The sequence below is a fragment of the Haloarcula rubra genome (assembly GCF_019599465.1).
Taxonomy (GTDB): Archaea; Halobacteriota; Halobacteria; order Halobacteriales; family Haloarculaceae; genus Haloarcula; species Haloarcula rubra.
In genome coordinates this window covers 1-6877 of sequence record NZ_RKLR01000033.1, presented here as the reverse complement: position 1 = coordinate 6877, position 6877 = coordinate 1, and the positions used below count along the sequence as shown (strand labels likewise).

Sequence of the window (6877 nt, the reverse complement as noted above, 5' to 3'; positions counted from 1 at the left end):
GAGTCGACGCATAATTCTCGATGAGGAGCGAGGGTTGTGCACAGACTTCTCCTCCTCATTCCTCTCGAAAAGTAGCCTCGATAAGCCGCCGCTGTCACGCGATTCTTCTCTTAGCTAAAGACGGATGGTGGGATGGGTGACTTCATGGGTGGCGGCGGAAGCGGTGGATACGTCGTCAGTCGTGAACGGGGAAACTCTCGCGGTGATGTGGTCATAGACGATACGGTCGGTATCGAAATGAAGCGCCACTTCTCCAACGATCAAAAGAAGAAACTCCGGGGGCAGTTGGAAGACTACGCTGATAACTACCCTTACGTGATTGCCCTCGCCTGCGGAATTGACGATATGGACGGCTGGCGCGAACTGGAGAACAAATTCTCTAACAGGGGCGGGATGGGGATGGGAATGGACCAGACCGAGTTTACGTTCATCATCAAGGACCGAGACAACTTCGGCGACCCACACGACTTCGGAGGTGGCGGTGGACTGGGAGACCTCCTCGGGTTCTAACGATGAGTGCGAACACAGGTGGGGAACTCGGCCCGGTTGGAGCTGCACTTGTCGCGTGGATAGGCGCGGGATACCTGTTCACGATGGATACACTATCGTTCAACACCAAACTGTTAGTCGGCGGAGTCCTCGTCATCTTCGGTATTGCATCGATTCTCGGTGTACTTCGGTAGTAGAAACCACTCGCACCTGACTTTCATATGACATGGGGCGATTCACCGGTCTGTATTCAGCACGCGAGTCCTATCAGTTGTGGAGGGCCTCAACAGAGCCAAGTGAGGAACCATCGCTGTCGCGTAGAGAAGGCGCACATCAACCCAGTCATTCTTTCGAGACCTTTGCATCGAGGACGTTTCCGACCTCGTGAACAGTGGCTACGACACGTCAGGCAGTACTACGACAAGCGCTCGAAGACGGAGAAATCGGAGCAGATCCGTCAGACGATGCCGGACTGTTAGCCTGTTTTTGCAAACGGGGTTCGCCACCTGACCCCGGGGTTTGGACTCCGAAGAATACCTTGCGGATTTTGGAAGAAATCTACGCTTTCGTGCGACTTTCGGTAGCACTATACCGATGGACGTTGTTAGTAGAGTAGAGGCAGATTCTCGCGGGACTCTCGACCCAACAGTCGTAACTGTCGTGTTTCGTTCGGTTGGCTTGACGCATTGAGGGGAGAGTAGAACGAACCGCTGAGAAACTTCTACCGAGATACCACCTATGACAACAGACTTGATCTCGAACAGCGACGGCTATGACGAACCGACGAACTCTCCAAACAGGGTAACTACCGACCAAGCACGTGGGCGGCTCAAAGATACGCTATTCTCGGCTCTTGAATCAGGTGAGAATACGCTCATAGACGCGCCGACTTCACTCGGGAAATCCCACCGTGTTGCAACGACTCGATGGCGTGACTATCCAGAGATTACCGGTGGAAAACAGGTCATCCATATCCATCAAACGAAGAAGGCCCGGAAGGACGCTGTCAAGAAAAGTCGTAACGAACCGGGTGTAGATTGTCGCGTGCTTCGCGGCCGGAGTGATTCGTGTCCGGTAGCGGCTGGCGACTATGACGAGGAGTTCACCGCACCGCTCGGCCTCGCTCCGTCAAAATGGTTCGACTGGATGTGCAACGTGCGTAACAATACGTTCCTGAAAGCTCACAAGAAGTTGGATCAACATCTCGACCTTCCGTGTGGAGAGTATTGTGACGGTGTCACGCAATGGTGGAACATTGAGTATGACGAGGACGAGCCGGAGTATGATGTGCTTCATACCACCGCGAATTTCGCACACGTAGACGAACTCATTGAGGGGGCGAATGTCATTTTCGACGAGCGCCCCGAGTATGGATTCGCGTTCGATACCACGGAGAGAGAACAGTTTCAGGATGCAACGACTAATCTCCTCTGTCACCGCTCGGACGAAACCCGTGCGATGGTCGATCTCAAGTATGCCGTGATTCGCGACAAGCCGGAGTTGCAAGCAGAACTCAGGGAATACTTCGAGGACGAGGTCACAGAGGAGTGGCTATTCAGACGAGAAGAAACACATCGACTTGCGCCGGCTATCGGACGTGCTATCCTCGACTCGGAGGAAATCTGCGCAGGACGTTACCATGGAAAGGATGGACGTGTTGAGGTCGTAATGGCGGGTCAGGATGGGGAAATCAGACATGTTCAGCATACTCCTGACCTCTCGAAAGCCCGCTGTGTGATTGGTCTTGATGCGTTCCCATCAGAGACTCGATGGAGAATCAACACCGTTGACGATCTTGAGCCTGTAGAGGTGTTGTCCCCTGCTGAACGGAAATGGTGGCGGCGAAACGAACGTGGATTGGTGGTCAAGCAGATAGGCGATGCGACCCGTTCTTACACGAGGGATTGGAAGGGAGCTGGCGAATCGCGTGCAAAGGCAATTATCCAGAAGGTTCGGGGGTTGCACGGTGAAGCGTTCCAATCGTGCATCAGCCCGGGGAGTATCGAGCCGGATGTTCAGCAGATGATGGCCGAAGCGGGAATCGAGGAGCCGAAGATGATGCACTACGGGGAGCAGAAAAGCCGTAACGACTTCGAAGAGGAATGCACCGGCTTGCTCATCGGGTGTATCGACCCCGGTGATGAGAACATCCTCGACCTTCTGGTTCTCTGCGATATGGTCGCTGAACGGGTAGTGATGAGGACGAAGGCAGGGAACGAGAAGCGGAAACCCGGCCGTGTGTTCTCCGGGCCTGATGCTAATGTTGCGGCGGAACTGCTGGCGTCAGTACGGGAGAACAATCTGGCTCAAGCCGTAGGAAGATATGCACGTAGTCCTGACGACGCCAACTCCGGGGCTACTGTGTACGTTTGGTCTGATGCGATTCCACGGATGTTGGTTGACGAAAAGATCGAGACGGGATATCGCTCGACTACTGAGAAGCGGGAGCAGTTCGTGGAAGTGCTGAATAAGAATCTATCCGGTTGTACCGCCAGAACAATCTCTGAAGAAACTGGTAGCGACAAGTCCTATGTCATCAACTGGCTCGATGAAATGGAACAGCAGGACAGAGTCACGAAGTCAAAGGGAACAGGGTATCAGGGGGCAGATGAATGGAGATGGAGTGGCGGTGACTTCGAGATGTTTGTGATGTTCGATTCGTGAGGTCGTTGGGTTTCCCACATTAGGGTTCTTATGTGGATTACCCCATGACCTGCGGAAGTTGTTCTCCGAATGTTCCTCTGCATAGAGGAGGCTTGATTTCCCCACTCCTCGATGAAGAGCTTCGTTGTGTGAGTAACAAGGCACTCACGCGGTCTATTCGTTCTGTGATGAACTCCTGGTTGATGATCAAGAAGAGCAACAGCAAGCAAACTGTGGATTGAGAACGCCGTCTATGTATCGAACCTGGACCATCCAACCATCCAGTTCTCTGTTTACCCTACCTCCTGAATTTCGGCGGCTCAGGCGACTGGGAACACTCCGTGGATTCACTTCATCAAATCAGCGATGACTACATAGTTGCTCTCTCGATCGTGGAAATGCTCTCCACTTCTCGAACGTATGTGTCGAGGAAGCCCCCGAGTACGGCCACGTCGAGTTCCCCGAGTAGTTTCCGAAGCCGGGCTATAGTGTGTTAAACCCAGTGTTCCGAAAGAAGTGATTGAACACATCGAGCGAGGGTCAGGCACTGGTGTACTGGTCATCTGTTTTCCTTTGTGTTCAACGTCATCGACACAGTTTGTTCTCACCCCTGCCTCGATGGACCGTTCCCTTCGAAACTACTCACGGTCCTTGTTGTCCACGAGTTTCATTCTGTGTGCAAGAATGGGTAAACGAATTTTCTCTCCCGCTCCATGCATTTGAGCATCAAGAGAATCAGTGTGTGAACACAGTCACATACTTCCAGATTTCGTGTGGAAGGATGATCCGGATTCAAAGCTGGTCAGGTCGTCTATCCGCTGTTCCAGTTCTTCGATTTCCTGTTGTAGCTCCTCGGTATCTTCATCCGTCGCGGCGAGTCTGTCTTTGAGTCCCTGAAGACGAGACTCCTTCTCATCCTCATTGACCTCGGCCTTACGAACGTACTCACTCTCGTCTATCTCATATACGTCCGATTCAGCGACTTCTGTTACCTCCAGGGCTTCGTCGACTTTGCTGGAGTCAACACTTGTCACGCGCTCGCGGTCGATACCTGCATCCCCCAGTATATCCAGTACTTCCTCCTCATCTCTCAGTGAACGGTTGCGCCGAGAAGTACGCTGAACTGACCCGTACTGGCCTCTGACAGGTTGGTCATGGTGGAGTCGGTCAAGCAGAACACTCCGTACGTCCTGCCGCAGGTCATTGGCGTTCCGTTGCACGTCGGAGAGGAGCGTGTACAGGTTCACCAACGCGGGCGTCTCTACCGCTTCGAGGTCAGTCGGATCGTGACGTTCCAGCGCGTCAATCAATAGGAGCGTGTCAGCATAGACGGGGATGTTCGGCTCTTCTCGCTCGCCCTTCTCGCTGTCTACCTCGTGGGCGTCAACCAACGGGGAACTCGTCGGCGTTTCAGTCTCACTCAGCGTTCCTTCTCGGTCGTCCAACTCGAACCGTGGGTGGAGACTAATTACTGTCGCGTATGGTTCTGCATCAGGAGGGAGGCGGTCGAGGTCGAACCCTTGACGACTGTCTTCGACCCGCTGGAACAGCGTCTCGAACTGATCGCGCTGAAGCGGGATTGTTCCGTCGTCATCGCGGAAGGAGATGAGGAGGCGATGCTGTTGTAAGTCTTTCACACGGAAGGGCTTCCGAGACAGCGGTGTGACGAGTGTCGCGTCGGAGGGCAATTCCTCTACGTTGTCAAGAAGGTTGTTCCACGTCGCGCTGAACGACATATCTGACCTTCCTCGGGACAGGTCAAAAACTCATGGACGGCAAGTCAGGGATGTACTCGTTAAGCGCCGGGAGTTTGTTCGGGGAGTCAGCTGAAACGAAACGTCTTCACCCGAGTGGTGCTTGTATTCTCAACGGGGCAATAGCCCCTAAGGTTGTGTCCCGCCACTTCGGTTGGGATTACATCGCGGGCTTTGGTCGGCCCGCTTTTGTTGATACGAACGCTGTCTACCGCAGAGCATATGATACCCCAGTGGAACAGTATTGGAATCCACCTCTCTTTGGATGACCTCTAACTACTGCCGGTGTATGACTCGTTCAAGAGGAATGTCTTATTACTACCGTTCATACACTCTGGTTCATTATCCCTGAGAGTGGGAAATAACACGGAATAACCTGACCTCAGATCAGAAATTTCGGAGACGAAGCTACCTAAGTGAGCGCTGTGCGCCGGGATGAATGTTCCAACCCACCTACATCTAACTAAAGTATCTGATATTAGTTGGTATGCATAACAATTCTTATGGTACTCACACAGTCACCAAACAGGAATCCCTCTTCAGTCGGTCTCTGTGAGATTCTTCGTCCAACATGCCCCGACACACATAGAATACCAAGAAATCGTCTCACCGCCTTGTGAGGTGCCTTAGAATCGCGCTGGCAGTATAGTCTCAAGCCACGTCTCAGTATGGGGTATCAATCACCAATCTATAGGAAATACTGAAGGTATCAAAATTAATGGATTTACATACATAAATACAGTGAGTATTACTTCATAGAGCGACTTGTTTTTCTGTGCAGTAGCTAAATAGAGAGTTACTGTACTGGCACGTATATTATACGGTTAATTATACCGTGTAATTATACATAGAGGGAAGGGGAACTGTGCTGTGCGGTGCTGTACGGTGCTGTGTGGTGCTGTAGTTGTAGCTGTATGCTGTGCTGTATGCGTTGCTGTAGGGCGGCCGCCCGACCGCTCAAGCGCGCACGCGTGAGGCGCGCTCGATCACCTATCCATGTGACTACTACTCACAATCGTCCCTCTGGAGGGGAAGTATATTATATACATGTATACTCTAAATCGGATATAACTCCGAACGGGTGCCCTCTACACGCTGGTCGATTTTGTCATAGCACCCAGTGAATGTCAGGAGGACTATCTCAGACCGCCACACCGAGGCGTTCCCTTTCCACTCACGGTCTGAACTCTGTTCTTTCGTCACCGGGAATGAGCTGACGTCCAAACACATCGAGGGAGCGTTATCGCAGGCTGATTCTGTAGTCCGAACAACTGATTGTTCGTAGTTAAAGCTAAGAGGGGAACGACAACAGTAGCGAACAACCCCTCGCTCGATGAACAATATCGTCAGGAAATGCCTCTACTGTTGGTGTGAGAACACTGTAACACGCCCCTCAACTGGGTTGCGTTGGTCAGGCTTTGTTGAAACCCTCAGCTGGTGACTGCTCTCATACCCTTCGTGTTCAATACATAACAACCATTTATCAGAATTTTCAGCTACGAGCCTGTTGAATCCATCTTCTCTATTCTGCACCGCCGTTCCAACAGTTATCTGCAGGAACCGGTCAATGCAGGGAGGGAACTACCGCCACGGACTACACGAGTCTCAAACGCACCCGTATGAGACGCCCACCGAATCGGAGAAACGGATGACTTCGAACCCTGCAAGAGCCTGCTCATGACAATTGACCGTGACGTACCACACGATTTCCCCCACATCCCGAGAGACGACAACAACCACGGCAAAGCGGCGAGGGAAATCTTCAATGGAAGTCTGACTTGTTTCGCCAGCAGCAAGCGTGTACCGTCCATGGAGACGGGCCGAGTCGGGTAGTTCGACTGCCGTGAATGTCTGGTTATCTCCGGGATCGCTCTTGTGAAGCACGTTGTTGATTTTCAGAGGGCGGCGTCGATAGCATGTTTGAGCGCGTCATCGCCTGGTTTTCTGTAGAGTTCGCAGCGGAGCTGAAAGGCTCTGAGATACGGCGTTAG

Annotated in this window: 4 protein-coding genes and 1 pseudogene; 3 read left to right on the top strand and 2 right to left on the bottom strand. The window is 52.5% G+C overall.

Translation table 11 applies throughout. The features are described from left to right. Positions 1–132: 132 nt before the first annotated feature. The 3 genes from EGH21_RS23925 to EGH21_RS23915 all read left to right on the top strand — a co-directional run bounded on the left by EGH21_RS23925 (position 133) and on the right by EGH21_RS23915 (position 3153). Positions 133–510, top strand: coding sequence for a hypothetical protein (locus EGH21_RS23925; RefSeq protein ID WP_220620910.1), 378 nt, complete (start codon positions 133–135; stop codon positions 508–510). A gap of 2 nt (positions 511–512) precedes the next feature. After that, a complete protein-coding gene (locus EGH21_RS23920; protein WP_220620909.1) occupies positions 513–683 on the top strand; it encodes a hypothetical protein in 171 nt (56 codons plus the stop codon). A 544-nt stretch (positions 684–1227) separates the two neighbouring features. Next, the gene (locus EGH21_RS23915; RefSeq protein WP_220620908.1) at positions 1228–3153 is read left to right on the top strand and encodes a hypothetical protein; all 1926 of its coding nucleotides are present in this window, start codon (positions 1228–1230) and stop codon (positions 3151–3153) included. 731 nt (positions 3154–3884) lie between these two features. Here the strand turns inward: EGH21_RS23915 and EGH21_RS23910 are convergent. Both EGH21_RS23910 and EGH21_RS23905 read right to left on the bottom strand, forming a co-directional pair. Further along, a complete protein-coding gene (locus EGH21_RS23910) occupies positions 3885–4868 on the bottom strand; it encodes a DUF7983 family protein (RefSeq protein WP_220620907.1) in 984 nt (327 codons plus the stop codon). Between the two features lie 1913 nt (positions 4869–6781). Then, positions 6782–6877 (bottom strand): annotated as a pseudogene (locus EGH21_RS23905) (IS1595 family transposase); the annotation flags it as partial.

Excerpts from the sequence above, each read along its gene's own strand:
- EGH21_RS23925 (WP_220620910.1), top strand. The coding sequence starts at position 133 with ATGGGTGACTTCATGGGTGGCGGCGGAAGCGGTGGATACGTCGTCAGT.
- EGH21_RS23920 (WP_220620909.1), top strand. The coding sequence starts at position 513 with ATGAGTGCGAACACAGGTGGGGAACTCGGCCCGGTTGGAGCTGCACTT.
- EGH21_RS23915 (WP_220620908.1), top strand. The coding sequence starts at position 1,228 with ATGACAACAGACTTGATCTCGAACAGCGACGGCTATGACGAACCGACG.
- EGH21_RS23910 (WP_220620907.1), bottom strand. The coding sequence starts at position 4,868 with ATGTCGTTCAGCGCGACGTGGAACAACCTTCTTGACAACGTAGAGGAA.